The 15,223-nt window shown below is 64.8% G+C and carries 13 protein-coding genes; 4 read left to right on the top strand and 9 right to left on the bottom strand.

The genetic code is table 11. From position 1 onward, the window contains the following. The first annotated feature begins 16 nt into the window (after positions 1 to 16). From purM to F462_RS09835, 4 genes are all read left to right on the top strand, one after another. Positions 17 to 1,075, top strand: a complete 1,059-nt coding sequence (gene purM / locus F462_RS09850) for a phosphoribosylformylglycinamidine cyclo-ligase (RefSeq protein ID WP_038053742.1) — start codon at positions 17 to 19, stop codon at positions 1,073 to 1,075. Continuing rightward, positions 1,072 to 1,782, top strand: a complete 711-nt coding sequence (gene purN / locus F462_RS09845; protein WP_038053739.1) for a phosphoribosylglycinamide formyltransferase — start codon at positions 1,072 to 1,074, stop codon at positions 1,780 to 1,782. The genes purM and purN overlap by 4 nt, the downstream gene beginning before the upstream one ends. Positions 1,783 to 1,789: 7 nt before the next feature. Next, a complete protein-coding gene (locus F462_RS09840; protein WP_038053734.1) occupies positions 1,790 to 2,548 on the top strand; it encodes a DUF3108 domain-containing protein in 759 nt (252 codons plus the stop codon). A gap of 168 nt (positions 2,549 to 2,716) precedes the next feature. After that, positions 2,717 to 4,123, top strand: a complete 1,407-nt coding sequence (locus tag F462_RS09835; protein ID WP_038053731.1) for a dihydrolipoyl dehydrogenase family protein — start codon at positions 2,717 to 2,719, stop codon at positions 4,121 to 4,123. Between the two features lie 87 nt (positions 4,124 to 4,210). Here the strand turns inward: F462_RS09835 and F462_RS09830 are convergent, their stop codons facing one another. The 9 genes from F462_RS09830 to F462_RS09790 all read right to left on the bottom strand — a co-directional run bounded on the left by F462_RS09830 (position 4,211) and on the right by F462_RS09790 (position 15,219). Further along, on the bottom strand, positions 4,211 to 5,194 hold the full coding sequence (locus tag F462_RS09830) for a sensor domain-containing diguanylate cyclase (RefSeq protein WP_038053727.1): 984 nt from the start codon (positions 5,192 to 5,194) through the stop codon (positions 4,211 to 4,213). Between the two features lie 30 nt (positions 5,195 to 5,224). Then, entirely contained in the window at positions 5,225 to 7,570 is a 2,346-nt protein-coding gene (locus F462_RS09825; protein ID WP_208854171.1) for a putative bifunctional diguanylate cyclase/phosphodiesterase, read from the bottom strand. A 70-nt stretch (positions 7,571 to 7,640) separates the two neighbouring features. Further along, positions 7,641 to 8,063 (bottom strand): rhodanese-like domain-containing protein, encoded by a 423-nt coding sequence (locus F462_RS09820; protein WP_038054941.1) that lies wholly within the window; start codon positions 8,061 to 8,063, stop codon positions 7,641 to 7,643. Positions 8,064 to 8,330: 267 nt separating this feature from the next. Further along, on the bottom strand, positions 8,331 to 8,534 hold the full coding sequence (locus F462_RS09815) for a cold-shock protein (protein WP_018140642.1): 204 nt from the start codon (positions 8,532 to 8,534) through the stop codon (positions 8,331 to 8,333). A gap of 341 nt (positions 8,535 to 8,875) precedes the next feature. After that, complete coding sequence (locus tag F462_RS09810; RefSeq protein WP_038053722.1) at positions 8,876 to 10,783, bottom strand: M48 family metalloprotease; 1,908 nt, start codon at positions 10,781 to 10,783, stop codon at positions 8,876 to 8,878. A 171-nt stretch (positions 10,784 to 10,954) separates the two neighbouring features. Beyond that, positions 10,955 to 12,343: a metalloprotease PmbA gene (pmbA, locus tag F462_RS09805; RefSeq protein WP_038053719.1), complete on the bottom strand. Its 1,389-nt coding sequence runs from the start codon at positions 12,341 to 12,343 to the stop codon at positions 10,955 to 10,957. 102 nt (positions 12,344 to 12,445) lie between these two features. Continuing rightward, positions 12,446 to 12,709 carry a hypothetical protein gene (locus F462_RS09800; protein WP_018140639.1) on the bottom strand — a complete coding sequence of 88 codons (264 nt, stop codon included), beginning with the start codon at positions 12,707 to 12,709 and terminating at the stop codon, positions 12,446 to 12,448. A 70-nt stretch (positions 12,710 to 12,779) separates the two neighbouring features. Further along, entirely contained in the window at positions 12,780 to 14,222 is a 1,443-nt protein-coding gene (tldD, locus tag F462_RS09795) for a metalloprotease TldD (protein ID WP_038053716.1), read from the bottom strand. 166 nt (positions 14,223 to 14,388) lie between these two features. Then, complete coding sequence (locus F462_RS09790; RefSeq protein WP_018140637.1) at positions 14,389 to 15,219, bottom strand: carbon-nitrogen hydrolase family protein; 831 nt, start codon at positions 15,217 to 15,219, stop codon at positions 14,389 to 14,391. Positions 15,220 to 15,223: the final 4 nt, after the last annotated feature.

Raw genomic sequence — 15,223 nt, 5'->3', positions numbered from 1 at the left:
CAACATCGGGGAACCCATGTCCGAATCCCGTTCAGGCCTGACCTACCGCGAGGCCGGTGTCGATATTGAGGCCGGCGCCGAGCTGGTCGAACGCATCAAGCCGCATGCAGCGCGCACCCAGCGTCCCGGCGTGATGGCCGGGCTGGGTGGCTTCGGTGCCCTGTTCGAGCTGCCGATGGACCGCTACAAGCAGCCCGTTCTGGTCTCCGGGACCGACGGGGTGGGTACTAAGTTGCGCCTGGCGCAGGAGACCGGCCGCCACGACAGCATCGGCATCGACCTGGTCGCAATGTGCGTGAACGACATCGTAGTCCAGGGGGCAGAACCGTTGTTCTTCCTCGACTACTACGCCACCGGCCATCTGGATGTGGATATTGCCGCGGACGTGGTCACCGGCATCGCCGAGGGCTGCGAACAGGCGGGCTGCGCGCTGATCGGCGGCGAGACCGCCGAGATGCCCGGGATGTACCAGGGCGAGGACTACGACGTGGCCGGCTTCGCGGTCGGCATCGCAGAAAAAGACGCCCTGATCGACGGTAGCCAGGTCGCGGCCGGAGACGTGGTTCTGGGCCTGGAAGCCACCGGACCGCATTCCAATGGCTATTCGCTGATCCGGCGCGTGTTGGAGCATTCCGGTGCGAGCCTGGACGACGCCCTGCCGGATGGCGACGGCAAGACCCTGGGCGACGCGCTGATGGCCCCCACCCGGATCTACGTTCGCCCGTTGCTGGAGCTCTTGCAGCATTTCCCGGTGCATGCGATGGCCCATATCACTGGCGGCGGTCTGACCGAGAACCTCCCCCGTGTTCTGCCGGACACTCTCGGCGCGCGCATCGACCCGAACAGCTGGGCACGCCCCTCGGTCTTCAACTGGCTGCAGCAGGCCGGCGACATCGCCGACGAAGAGATGCTGCGCACCTTCAACTGTGGCATCGGCATGACCGTGATCCTCCCGGAGGATCGAGTCGAGGCCGCCAGCACAGAACTCGCGCGAGCCGGCATCCGTAGCTGGCCGATCGGTGTGATCCGCGAACGCGACGACTTCCAACCCAGCGTGACCTACGCCACCGCATGACCGAAGCCCCCGGGCAAATCACCGCTGAAACGCCGCCACGCCTGGTGGTCCTGATCTCCGGACGCGGCAGCAACCTGGGCGCGCTGATCGAAGCCTGCGAGCAGGGCCAGATCCCGGCCCGGATCGTGGGTGTGGTCAGCAACCGTCCGGATGCCGGCGGGCTTGGCTTCGCCGAGCAACACGGCATCCCGTCCCAAGTGCTGAACCACCGCGACTACCCGACGCGCGAGGCCTTCGACGCCGATCTCGCCACCGCCATTGAAGGCTACGCCCCGGATTGGGTCATTCTCGCCGGGTTCATGCGCATCCTGACCCCGGGCTTTGTGGACCGATTTACCGGCCGCATGCTGAACATTCATCCCTCGCTACTGCCCAAGTATCGTGGTCTGGATACCCATGCCCGTGCCCTGGCCGACGGCGAGACCGAACACGGCGCCAGTGTGCATTTTGTGACGCCAGAGTTGGATGGCGGCCCGGTCATCATGCAGGCTCGTGTGCCGATCGTATCCGACGATACCGCCGACACCCTGGCCGCCCGGGTGCAGCGGGCCGAGCACCGACTGTATCCCGAGGTGGTTCGCCGAGTGTGTTCAGGCGAAATTCAGTGGTCCGGGCGGATCCTGCAGGCCGATGGCACGCCGCTGGGCGCGCCGCTGCAACTCGACGAGGACACGCACAATGCTTCACCGCCACAACCGGCTGGCTAGATCCACCATGTTCCGGCTCGCACCCACTATGGTTATGGCCATTCTGCTGGCCCTCCTCGCAGCCCCGGCGGCGGCGGATCGTGACCTGCGTCCGATCCCGCCGTACACCGCGAGCTATGAGGCCAGTGCGATGGGCAACACGCTCAAGGCGCGCATCACCCTCAATCACGAAGACGTGCAGACACGCATGGCGATGGACGCCCATGTGTCCGGTTTTTTGCGGGTCCTCGGTCGGTTCGAGCTGAGCCGCGAGGCGCTGATGACCAACCCGAACGGCGAGCTGCAGCTCGTGCATTCGCGCAGCAAGCAGATCACCCCGCGCCGCGAGCACAAGGTCGAAACCCGGTTCGACTGGGACGACAACCGCGCGATTGGCACCATCAACGGCGACCGCTTCGACCTAGAGGTGCCCCCGCAGACGTTGGACTTTCTCGGCTCCCTCTACCTGATGATGCAGCAACTGGAGAGCGGCGCGCTGAGCCAGGAAGGCGCCCGGAAGACCATCCAGTCACTGGAGCGGGACCGGCTGCGCGAATACCGCTTCGAAGTCGCCGGACGCGAGACCATGGACTCCCCGATCGGTCGCGTGGAGACCGTCCGCATCGATCGCCGCACCGATGACAGCGATGTTGCCCTGTCCGCCTGGTTCGCCCGCGAACTGCGCCACGTCCCGGTGCGTTTCGACTACGAGGCCGACGGCCGTGTGTTCGAGCTGAATCTCACCCAGCTCGAATGGCACGACCCGATCATTGATCTGAACGATTAGGGAAACACTGATGAATGGCATCCGCCCTCACTGTTCCCCTGGCCAGACGAGGAATTTTCCTCAGTCAGCCGTATAACCCCGACGCGCTGTACCCTGGGAGAATCCCCGTACAGCCAATATCCTGCGCGACCATCGAACAAACTCACGAACCATCCGGGCTAACCAACCATGAGCGAAACCTTTGACCTGGCCATCATCGGCAGTGGCCCCGGGGGCTATCGTGCCGCCGTCCTGGGCGCCCTGCGCGGCCTCAACGTCATCATCATCGAGAAGGGTGACTGGGGCGGCTGCTGCCTCAATCGTGGCTGCGTGCCCAAGAAAGACTGGTACCACACCGCCCGCACGGTCGCCGCCCAGCGCCACTTCGAGGGCCGTGGTATCAGCGGTAGCCTGAGTGCCGACATGGGCCAGGCCTGGGACCACCAGAACGACGTGGTCACCGAGGTACGCAACTCCTATCTCGGCTATATGAAACACCTCAAGATCCAGTATCGCCATGGCAACGCTAGCTTCCGCGATGCCGAGACCCTCGAGATCGTAAACGATGACGGCACCGAGACCGTCAGCGCACGGCACACGATCATCGCCACCGGTGCGACGGCCAGTGTACCGGCACCGTTCAAGGCCGAGGCCGGCCGCGTCCTCACCACCGACATGCTGTTCGACGACAAGCCCCCGACCGGCTCGCGCGTCGCCATCATCGGCTCCGGCGTGGTGGCCACCGAGTTCGCCTGGATCTTCCACCACCTCGGCAAGGAGGTGACCTGGTTGAGCCGTTCCAAGCCGCTCTCCGGCCAGAAGTTCAGCCCCCAGGCGCTGGGCACGCTGAAGGAACGCCTGTCAGAAGATGGCGTAGAGCCGATCCGGGTCAAGGGCTACGACAAGGTGGAGACCTCGGACAACGGCGTCACCATCACCGACAGCGAGGGCAATACCTTTGAGGTCGACTGGGTGCTGCTCGGCACCGGGCGCACCCCCCACACCGAAGGCCTCAACCTGGATGCCATCAGCGTCAAGACCGATGGCCGCGGATTCGTGAAGCGCCGCCCCACTCTGCAGACCGACGTCGACAATATCTACGCCATCGGCGACGTCGCCAGCGAATGGCAAACCGCCAACCATGCCCTGGCCGACGCCACCATCGCGGTCGAGAACATCCAGAACGGCAACACTCGAGAACAGGACGAGCGCTTCGTGCCGATCGCGATTTACACCGCGGTCGAGATGGCCCGCCTGGGGATGGACGAGGACGACGCCGAAGACGAAGAGCTGGAACCCGCAGTGGGCTTCGCCGCCTTCGAGACCTCCCCCCGTGCTCTGGGCCAGGACGAACCGGAAGGCTTCGTGCGCCTGATCGGCGACATGGATACTGGCGCCCTGCTGGGCGGTGAAGTCATCGGCAGTGATGCCGGCGAACTGATCCACATCCTGTCCCTGGCCCCCGACCGCGACACCGCGCTCGCCTGGCTCGCCAAGGGCCAGTGGAACCATCCGACCCGCGCCGAGGAATTCCTCAACGCCACCGAGACCCTCGCCTCCAAGTGGAACCTCAAGTCGGAAATCTTCGGGCTCTGAGCCATTAGCGGATGTAAGGAAGCAGGATCGCCGCCACTGGAAAACCGAAGGCTGACCGAACCACGCGGTTGCAACGTCAAACCAGCCCTACCCCAGCTTGCGTCCACGTTTAGCCGAAAGGACTTCGGCGTCAGCGCGCTGGACGAGCGTGTCGAGGTGATGATCGGCGGCAAGGTATCCGGCGGCGCCCAGGCTGATGGCCACCCCGGCCTCGGCCTGTACGCGGTTGCGCAGACGATCCCCCATCTGGCGAGCAGACGCCAAGGGCGTATCAGGAAGAAGCAGGACAAATTCGTCCCCGCCATAGCGGGCAAAGAGATCATTCGTCCGCAGCTCGGCCTGCACACTAGCTGCCACCCGCTGCAGCACAGCGTCGCCGGCCGCGTGGCCGTCCTGGTCGTTGATCTGCTTGAAGCCGTCAAGGTCGAACATCAACAGCGACAGCGCGCTGCCATGGCGCCGCGCGCGCTCCATCTCACGCTCGGCCCCAGCCTGAAAGTAACGGCGGTTACCGACGCCCGTGAGGCTATCCCTTGAAGCCAACAATTCCAGCTGCGTATTGGCCTCCTGCAGCTTCCGGTTCGCCTCGTTCAGGGCCTGGGTACGCACCTCGACGACGGCTTCAAGGTCCTGGTTATAACGCTCCAGATCGGCGCACGCGAGACGCAACTCGGTGACGTCCTGGGCGATCCCAAACACGTGCGAGACCGCCCCGTTCGTATCGTGCACAGGCACCAGCAGGGTCAACCAGTGCCCCGCGCGCTCCTCGCCATGGCCATCACGGAACGCCGCATGCTCTTCGTAACGAAGCGGTTTGTCCTGGCGCAGACAGTCCCGATAATGCCCAACCGTCGCCTCCGCGACAGACCACGGCAGGAAGTCGTGCAGCCGCTTTCCGATACAGTCCTGAGCAACCACTTCCGTCATTTTCGGATTGGCCGCCTCAACCACAAAATCTGGCCCCTCGACCCGCATCAGGAACATGTTCTCCGGGAAATGTTCCCAAATCTCGGTGAGCAGGCCAGTCTGGGCGATGGCTTCCATAAACCCTGGGGTTCTATCGTTCTCCATCTCGCCCTAACGCCCGGCATTATTCCCTTTTCATGGTGCATCCAGATTTTTCCCGGCACTTCCCTGCTCGCGATGGACCACGGCCTCGAAATCGGCAACGGGCATCGCGTGGTGGTACAGGTACCCCTGGAAGCGATTGCAGCCATGGCGTACCAGGAAATCACGCTGGATTTCGTTCTCCACACCCTCGGCAATGAGTAACAGGCCCATGTTGTGAGCTATAGCGGTGATGGTTGCGACGATGTTGGCGTCATCGGCGTCATGTTCGATGTCCTGTACGAATGAGCGATCAATCTTGAGCATATCCAGCGGTAGCCGTTTCAGATAACTCAATGACGAGTACCCGGTCCCGAAGTCATCCAGCGCCAATACAACACCCAGGGCTTGCAAGGCCTCCAGGTTGGCGATCAGTTGCGGCGAGGCATCGGCCATCACACTCTCGGTTACCTCGACATGCAGACGCTCGGCCGGTGCAGCCGTCTGTTCCAGAACACTCGTCACCTCGTCCATCAGGCGTCGCTGGCGCAGATGATGCGGCGACAGGTTGACCGATATCGGCAACGTCTCCAGCTCTGGCTGGCCCTGCCAGCGGGCAAGGACCTGGCAGGCCTGCAACAACGCCACGCGCCCGATATCCAGGATCTGACCGGTGTTCTCGGCCATTGGAATGAACTCGCCCGGGGAGATCCAGCCACCATCGGCTTGCGGCCAGCGCATTAGCGCCTCGCCACCCAGGATGTGACCGTGTGAATCCACCTGGGGCTGCAGGTGGATCACCAGCTCGTCGCGCTCCAGGGCCTGGCGCAGACTGCGTTCGAGCTCGGCCTCGCGCAGCAGCGTACGCTGCATCTCCGGATCATAAAAACGCACCGCGTTGCCGCGCTGGTGTTTCGCCTGATACATCGCGAAATCCGCCTGCTTGAGCAGCTCCTCGGCGGTATCAAAGCCCCGCGGGAACAGGGTGATGCCGATACTGCCCGACATCACGTGCTCGATCTCGTCGATGACGACGGGTTCGCGCATGGCCCGCAGGAGTTGCTCGGCTATCCGCCGGGCGTCCGCGCCGGCCTGGGAACGATCCGAACTCAACTCCTCAAGCAGGGCCACAAACTCGTCGCCACCCAGGCGGGCGACGATGTCCTGATCCCGCAACCGGTCGGTAAACCGCCGGGCCAGGGTCTGCAACAGACGATCACCCGCGGAGTGCCCGCAGGTATCGTTCAGCGTCTTGAAGTTGTCGAGGTCAATCAGCAAAAGCGCCGCATGGCGCCCGGTGCGATTGACCGTGTGGATCGCGTGCTCCAGGTGTTCCAGTAGGAGCCGCCGGTTGGGCAGATCGGTCAGTGCATCGCGAAAGGCCAGCCGGGCATTCTCCTCTTCCACCTCGAGGATGCGGCCCAGCCGCTGCGCCATGGTCTGCGTCACCTCCTGCAGCCGCGCAATCTCGCGGATGCGCGAATCGGCGCGTAGTTCGGTGGAAAACTCGCCATGGCCGATCCGATCCAATGTCTGCACGGCCTCTCGCATCGGCTTTAGGGTGCGACCCAGCCACAGATAAAGTCCGCCCGCGATCACCAGTAGTACCAGGAACGCGACGGTGTAGGTCGTCAGGTTGATCAGCTTCTGGGTGGCAACGGATTCGGTCAGATCGCGCGCCAGGACCACATTGGCGGTCGGGCGCTCGGCGGCATACGGGGTCAACGGCAGGTACACCAGCTGCGAATGCCGCCCGTCAAGGTCAACGCGAACGGCCGCCGGCTGTTCATGCAGCCGGCGGCCCACCGACAAATCCATCGCGAAGGGGGCAGTGAGCGCGAGTGGGCCCCGCTCGTCCAGTAGCGCGGCCCGACCACCAATGGCGTCCGCCATGGACTCCAGCGCGGAGGTCGACAGGTCACGCAGCTGCACGACACTGCCAATCGGGTTTCCGCTTCGATAGACCGGGACGGCCAGGCCCGCGTAGAACCGCTCGCCGGGGACATGATGCAGGCCTTCGTGAAAACGTCCATCAGCCAAGGCTGCAGCAGCCAATGGCACCCGTTCGCCGCGTGAACCGTCCGAGTCGTAGCGCACGGTGCCCTGGGCATCAAGCACGACGATACGGTCGGCAATTTCGCCCGCGCGCAAACGATTGTAGAGGGGATCGGCGTAATTCTGGATACCCCTGTCCGCTCGCATAGCACCGATCAGAGCATCGTTCCGGGTAACCGAGGGCACCTCCGCGCGCATGCGCTGCCACTCGTTCTCTAGCGTCTGGCGCCACGCGGCCGACTGGCCGTCCACGCCCAGACGGTCAAGACGCTGCTCCGCCTGATCGACTGCGAGGTGTGTCCCGAGGGCAAGGGTTCCCGCCAGCACCAGCAGGCCGGCGAACATAACCCCGGCAAGGATCGTCTGAAGCCGAATGCCCCGGCCGAGCTGGGCGGCGCCTGCGGAGTCCATCGGGTTATTCGAAAGGGTAGCCCGCGCGGATCCACTCCGGGAAGCCACCGGGGAAGTAATGGAGATTGGTGAAGCCCCACTCCTGCGCCCTATGAATTGCCGCTTCGGTGCGCCAGCAGTCCCGTTCGTTGCAATACAGGACAACCGGTTCATTCAGCCCACCGATAAACGCCAGCAGCTTCTCGCGGGTAAAGCGGTTCTGCTCATCGTCAGCGGCGCGCATGATCGTCAGGTTGCGCGCCTCGGGTATACGTCCGGCCTCGTAATCGGTTTGCAACCGGGTATCCACGAACGGCACGCCTTCGCGGAACAGCGCCCAGGCCTCGGACGCATCGATGGTCTGGGCACCGGGAATCTTGTCGGGGGCGCGATACGGCCCCCCGTTGGCGCTAAGGCTACCTGCGAACAGCGACAGCAAAACGCCCATGACGACCACCAATACACATCCAGAACGGCGCGCCCAGGCGGGATTCGGAGCAGGTTTACGGAGGCCTCCATGCATGTCGGAACCCTATCACGTCACGCCCAACCATCCAGCGTAAAACTTGTTTTTTATGCACATTTCTAGCGCGACTGACATGACGCCCGGACGACCGGGGCCAGAGGGCATCAGCACATACAAAAACCGCGCACAAAAAAAGTCCCGCACATGGCGGGACTTCTGCAACCTGGCGCTTACGCGCTGGCGGTTGTCTTACTGCGCTTCGACGTTCGCGGCGGCCGGACCCTTCTGGCCCTGCTCGACGTCAAACGAGACGCTCTGGCCTTCGGCCAGCGACTTGAAGCCGCTACCCTGGATGGCGCTGTGGTGGACGAAGACGTCCTTGGAGCCATCGGTCGGGGTAATAAAGCCAAAGCCTTTTTCGTCGCTAAACCACTTCACTGTACCTGTAGCCATTTCGGTTACCTCTGCTTGTTCATAGTAGATTGGGATTTCGAGGAGGAGAGACTGAAGGGCAACCGAACGACGGTGGGTCTTGATCGTGATTCTCTGCGGTCCCGAGCGGGGCCGGTACTGCGAATCTGTACGTCCATTTTCCTGGGTGTCGCCTGGTGCAATATGGAGCCTGTTACCGTTACCTCGCAGCCATTGTCCTCCTAAACGGCCGCGCATTGATAGTGTTTTTTGGGATTTTCTTTCCGGAAGGCGAGAAATACTTTGCTTATCCGCTGCTTGAACCACAATTTAATTTCGGCGAATACGCGTTATTTCTCCTAAAACGGCGCTCGGAGGCCGAGTTACAGGGCATCTCCCGCGATATCGACAAGGCCATCTGAAGCCAAGGGAAGGGGCACATGCAGCGAGGCAGCCATTACCCGCAGCAGCTCTGCCTCGGCGACCCCAACAGTGCCTCCGTGGTGGGCGGTCACGGCCATCGCGCGAATCAACCGATCCTTGTCGCGCAGACGCAACCCATCCAGCTGATCCAGCACACGATCCAGCACGTTCGCCCAGGCCCTCGCCCCACCGGCACCGGAGAGGGCCTCGGGAATCGTGGCATCCAGCGGCAAGGCCCCGGTGAGCTCACCCAGCCCGGCCGTCAGCGCCGCCCGCGCGGCGTCCGGATCATCCGGGTGGCCGTGGTGGGCCAACAACGCGAGCAGGTAATGCGCTCCCTCCTGATGTGCATCCAGCCGGGCATGCCGCGGACGGGACGCCGTGTAGGGGTCCTGCACGTCACCCAATTGCCGCGCCAATAGCCGGCCCAGGGCATATTCGAATACCGCCACCCGGCCATCGGCGTGAATCATGCGCTCCACCAGTGCCTCCAACCGCACCCGTTCCTCGGCGGCCAGCCGCCGCAAGGCTGGAAAGGCAAGCTCGAGCAGCGGCATACGCAGGTCCGCGCGCAAGGACGGTTCGGCGTCCAGCAGCCCACGCACTGCCTGCGCACGGGCCTCGCCCTCGGCCTCGGCGATCAAGCCCAGTTGCTGCTCACGCACCTCGAAATCGGGGTTCAATAGCAGGTACAAGACCACCTCGACCGCCCGGGCCTCGGAACGCGCGGTCCAGGCCAGCGGTCCCGGGATTGCGGCGAGCAACATCCCGGCCCCCAGGATGTGGGTCAGTGCAGGGTGGCCGCCCAGGGCATCCCCCACCGCTTCGCCCCCGGGTAGTGTGCCCTCCCGCTTGTGCTGCATCCCGTCCACGGCACGTTCCCGGGCGGCCTTGCGCACACGGGCATTCAACTGATCCCGCAGGCCTTCCAGTTCGTCCGGCTCGAAGTGGGGCTGCAGGACGCGGATACGGTCCAACAGCGGAGGGTGGGTCTCGTAGAGCTGGCCAATCGCATCGCTGGCGAACAGCATGTGGGTAATCTCTTCGGTATTGCCGTTGAGCCCCGCATAGCGCGCCGCGACCTTCTTCAACGCCCCGGCCAGACCTTCCGGCTCGCGGGTGAACTGCACCGCATGGGCATCTGCCAGATACTCGCGCTGACGCGAGATCCCGGCCCGAATCCAGCGCGCGAGCGCCAGCCCCATGTAGCCAACCACGATCAGGGTCACGCTCACGATCGCGCCACCGGTCTCGGCAATATCGCCCTTGTGTCGCCGCCGGCGCCGCGCCAGCCCGCCCTGCCCTAGCAGCGCCAGGATCTCGATCCCGTAGAGAATGCCAATCAGGCGCATGTTAAGCCGCATGTCGCCATTGAGGACGTGCCCGAACTCGTGCGCGATCACGCCCTTTAGCTCAGCTCGGTCCAGGCTGTCCAGAGCGCCACGGGTCACCGCCACCACCGCGTCACTCGGCGCAAAACCGGCAGCGAAGGCATTGATGCCCAGGTCCTGCTCCAGCACGTACACCTCGGGCACCGGAACCCCCGAGGCGATCGCCATCTCCTCCACCACGTTGCGCAGCTGGCGCCGCTGCGGGTCGGTGGGGTTGCCATCAACCTGCACTCCGCCCATCTCCCGGGCGATCAGCCGGCCGCCGCCGGCGCGCAGCTGCCAGGCCCGGTACAGGCTGGCCAGGGCGATCAGCCCCGCGGTCACCCCCATGGTCCAGGCAGCGGCCTCGGTCCCACCCCCGAAGGCCCAGACCATCAGCCCCAGGGACCCAACGATCACCAGCACGGACAGACCGAACAGGGCCAGCAACCAGCGAGTCCTGCGCTGCGCCTGATCCTGATGCTCAAAGAAGTTCATGGCCGCTCCTCGCCACAGGGGAGGAAACCGGCTGCTGGGTAACGACCGGTCGAGCCCCGAGAAAGCGCCGATCGTTCGGCGCCGCCGGAAGACAGGCTACAAGAAAAGTGCAGTACCGCGCCCTACCGAGAACCAGCGGGCTCCAGGCTACTCTCCGCAGTACGGACGGATTCAGTCGCCCGCGACCGTCATGGACTCGATGAGGATGGAGCCAGTGTGGATGTTGCCGCGGCGGTCAACGTCGGTGCCCACGGCCACCATGCGCTGGAACATGTCCTTCAGGTTGCCGGCAATGGTGATCTCCTCCACCGGGTACTGCAGTTCGCCATTCTCCACCCAGAAGCCGGCGGCACCACGCGAGTAGTCGCCCGTTACCTGGTTCACACCCTGGCCGATCAACTCGGTCACCAGGAAGCCGGTGCCCATCTCGCCCAGCAGGGCGGCGAAGTCCTTGTCGCCCGGGGCCACCGTCACGTTTCGTGCCCCGCCAGCATTACCGGTGGTTTCGAGGCCCAGGCGGCGGGCTGCGTAGCTGTCCAGGGTGTAGCTTTGCAATACGCCCCCCGCGATCAGCGGGCGATTGCGGGTCCGCACGCCCTCGCCGTCGAAGGGGGCCGAGCCCAGTGCCCGCGGGGTCAGCGGGCGTTCCTCGATCTGCATCCACTCGGGGAACACCGCCTCGCCGACCGCGCTCAGCAGGAACGAGCTCTCGCGGTACTGGGCCGGGCCGGAGATCGCGCGGGTGAAGCTGCCGATCAGGGTCCGCGCCATCTCCGGGGCGAACAGCACCGGGCAGCTGCGGGTGGAGAGTTTGCGCCCGCCCAGGCGGCGCACGGTGCGCTCGGCGGCCTCGTGGCCGATCTGCTCGGCCGCGGTGAGGTCTTCAGCGTGGCGGGCGACCGTGTAGGCATAGTCGCGCTGCATGCCAGCATCGTCACGTGCAACCAGGGCGCAGGACAGCGAATGCCGGGTGCTGCGGTATCCACCCATGAAGCCTTGGCTGTCGCCGAGAAAGGCGATGGCGCGACGGGTGCTGACACTGGCCCCTTCGGAGTTTTCGATCCGCGCATCGGTGGCAATACCGGCGGCCTCAATGGTGCGTGCCAGTTCCGAGGCCTCGACCGCGCTACAACCCCAGGGGTGGTCCAGATCGAGATCTTCCCACTCGGCCGCCTTGAACGCCGGGTCCGGCATCCCGGCATACGGGTCCGGCTCGGTATAACGGGCAATGCGACAGGCCGCCTCGACGGTATCGATCAGGGCCTGATCGCTGAAATCGGTCGTGGAGGCCGCACCCTTGGACTGACCAAAGTAGACGATCAGCGACAGGCTCTGGTCGCGTTCGTGTTCCAGGGTCTCGATCTCGCCCTTGCGCACGCCCAGCTCCAGACCCACGCTGTGACTCACCACCGCCTGGACATCCGAGGCCCCACGCGCCTGCGCGGCTTCCAGCGTGCGCTGCACGCGCGCCTGCAGCGAATCCGGCGAATGGGACAGGGCCTGGACTCCGTCTTCCTGGGACACGGGTTCCGGGATCGCGCGTTCGGGTGATGTGCTCATGCAGGGTTCCGTTACTCGGTAGCTGATCGGGATAGCGAAAGGTGGGCCGCGCCCCGGGGGCCAAACCCCGGGGCGCGGCTCGACTGAGGGGGCGGCGCGGGGCTAGTCGACCCGGGCACCGTGCTTATGAACCGCGCCGACGTTACCCCAGCGTTCCAGGTCATCGACGTGTACACCGACCCAATAGAGCATGCCGACGCTGTCACGCGTCCAGCCGCCGACCAGATCCTGGCCTTCGCCCAGCTCCACATGATGGGCGAACTGCTCGGCCTTCTCGCGTGCCCGGAAGACATGCCACTGGACAATCTTGTCATGGCCATGGCCTTCCGGAAGGGACCGTTCCTGCTCCAGAAAATCGAGATTCATCTGCTGCCTCCTTGGTTGCATTCCGTACCGCGAGCCTCGGGGAAACGCCCCTTCAGTCGCGTAGTCACGCTCAGGCCGCCTGGGTACCGCCCACGGTCATGCCGTCTATACGCAGCGTTGGCTGACCCACGCCAACCGGCACGCCCTGGCCCTCCTTGCCGCAAGTCCCGACGCCAGTATCGAGCTTCATGTCGTTACCGATCATCGACACCCGGGTCAGAACATCCGGGCCATTCCCGATCAGGGTCGCACCCTTGACCGGATAGGTCACTTTGCCCTTCTCCACCCTATAGGCCTCAGACGCCGAAAACACGAACTTGCCCGAAGTAATATCCACCTGGCCACCGCCGAAATTCACTGCGTACAGACCATCGTCCACCGAGGCCAGGATCTCCTCCGGATCGGCGTCACCGCCAAGCATGTAGGTATTCGTCATCCGCGGCATCGGCAGACGGGCGTAGGATTCGCGACGACCATTACCGGTGGAGTGCACGCCCATCAGGCGGGCATTCATCTCGTCCTGCATGTAACCGCGCAGCACGCCGTCCTCGATCAACACCGTCTGCTGGGTCGGGTTGCCCTCATCGTCCACGTTCAGCGAGCCACGCCGCCCCTCCAGAGTGCCGTCGTCGACAATGGTGATGCCCTTGGCCGCCACCTGCTCGCCGATGCGCCCGGAGAACGCGGAGGTCCCCTTGCGATTGAAGTCCCCCTCCAGCCCGTGACCGATGGCCTCGTGCAGCAGCACGCCCGGCCAGCCAGGGCCCAGCACCACTTTCATGGTCCCGGCCGGAGCCTCGCGCGCCTCCAGATTCACCAGCGCCTGACGTACCGCCTCGCGGGCATAACCGGCGGCGCGATCCGCCTCCAGGAAGTAACGGTAGCCGGAGCGCCCGCCGCCGCCGGAGGTACCGGATTCGCGGCGCCCGCCCTGCTCGACAATCACCTGGACGTTGAGACGCACCAGCGGGCGCACGTCGGTGGTCAGCTCGCCACGGGCGTTCAGGATCAGCACGACCTCGTGCACCCCGGCCAGCGAACACATCACCTGGGTCACGCGCGAGTCGGCGCCCCGGGCGACCGCATCCACTTCCTTGAGCAGATCGATCTTGGCCTGTTCGCCCAACGAATCCAGCGGGTTGTCCGGGGCGTACAGGGCCGGGCGCGAGGGCGCGCGCGAGGCAACCGCGATGCGCCCGCTCTGCCCGGCATCAGCAATGCTGCGGGCGGTCTTGGCCGCCTCCAGCATGGCCGGCATTGCGATGTCGTCGGAATACGCGAACCCGGTCTGCTCGCCGCGCACTACACGGATCCCGACGCCGCGCTCGATATTGAAGCTGGCGGATTTGACGATACCGTCCTCCAGCGACCAACCCTCCTGGCTGGAGAACTGGAAGTAGCAATCACCCCCATCAATGCCCCGTCCGAAGGTGGTGCCCAGGAGTGTGCTGAGCTCGCTGTCGCCAAGGCCGGCGGGGTCGAGCAGGGTTTGTTGCGCAAGGCTGTCGATCATGAAGTCCTCTCGGGTGCCGCGGTACCGACGCCCCGGGCCAGGTCCGGACGGGGCGCGTCGTGTTGATCGTCAGTATGGAGCTTGGGGCGCGGGCTTCGCTTTCAAGCGCGCGGGCGTTGCGGGTATATCGCGCGCCTGCCCACGGCCTGGGTATCCAATAAGCGAATCACGTGGTCCCGGGGCAAGGCAGGCGTCGATGTTCAACGGCCGGGAAGCTGTTGCGGATACGTTTCACCTGCGCGTGATCCAGCTTGGCCAGTAATACGCCGGGGTTGCGCTGCAACTGCCCCACAACCCGGCCCCACGGGTCCACCAGCGCGCTATGCCCGTAGGTCTCGCGCCCGTTGACATGGAACCCGCCCTGGGCAGCCGACAGCATGAAGCATTGATTCTCGATCGCACGGGCGCGCAGCAACACATCCCAGTGCGCCTGCCCCGTCTGCGCGGTGAAGGCGGCCGGCAGGGCGACCCATTCCGCATCCTGGTCCAGCAGGGCCCGGAACAGCTCCGGAAAACGCAGGTCGTAGCAGATCGCGAGGCCCATCCGCCCCACCGGGGTATCGACCACCACGACCTGGTCACCGCGCTCGAAGACCTTCGATTCGGTATAGGCCTCGGTACTGTCCGGCAGGCGTACGTCAAACAGGTGAATCTTGTCGTAGCGGGCCACTTGCTGCCCCTGATCGTCGAACACCAGGCAAGCCGAACGCACGCGTTCGCCGCCCTCGGTCTGCAGCGGGATGGTCCCGCCGACGATCCACAGCCCCAGGCGGCGGGCCTGTTCCGACAGGAATGCCTGTAGCGGACCCGCGCCATCGGCGACCTCCGCGATCCCGAGGATGTCGGTCTCCTGCATGCCCATAAAGGCGAAGTTCTCCGGCAGCACGGCCAGGCGTGCCCCCTTGTCCGCGGCCTCCTGCAGCAGGCGCTTGGCCTCCAGCAGATTGGCCTGGGGTTGGGGTCCGGAGGCCATTTGAATGGCCGCTACCTGATTCATATTG

It is taken from the genome of Thioalkalivibrio sp. ALJ1, from assembly GCF_000745395.1.
In the GTDB taxonomy this organism is placed as follows: Bacteria; Pseudomonadota; Gammaproteobacteria; order Ectothiorhodospirales; family Ectothiorhodospiraceae; genus Thioalkalivibrio.
Note: the sequence above shows the minus strand (reverse complement) of the source record. Positions and strands in the feature narration are given on the sequence as shown.